This is a genomic window from Maritimibacter harenae, assembly GCF_009882975.1.
Lineage (GTDB): Bacteria > Pseudomonadota > Alphaproteobacteria > Rhodobacterales > Rhodobacteraceae > Maritimibacter > Maritimibacter harenae.
In genome coordinates this window covers 1-236 of sequence record NZ_WTUX01000031.1, presented here as the reverse complement: position 1 = coordinate 236, position 236 = coordinate 1, and the positions used below count along the sequence as shown (strand labels likewise).

Annotated in this window: 1 protein-coding gene; it reads right to left on the bottom strand. The window is 63.1% G+C overall.

Annotation, left to right across the window (positions count from 1 at the left end; all coding sequences use genetic code 11):
* Positions 1-21: 21 nt before the first annotated feature.
* Positions 22-236: hypothetical protein (locus GQE99_RS21645; RefSeq protein ID WP_235917312.1), on the bottom strand; the 215-nt coding region annotated here is incomplete at its 5' end.

Genomic DNA, 236 nt, shown 5'->3' with positions numbered 1-236 from the left:
GATATCCGCAGCCCAGCTCGGTTATCTCCTGGAGGGGATCGACTGGCGCAATCCGCGCTGGACCCAACGCCCTGCAAAGGCGGGATAAATCGGCTTCTTAAGCCTTATTTGCATGGGCTTTCCGATGGCCGCATGGTAGGTCTCACCCATGTCAGATGCCGCTTCCGAGATCGCCAGATTGCGCGCCGCGCTCGCGGCCTCGGAGGCTCGTGCGGAGGCCGCCGAGAGCGAACTGG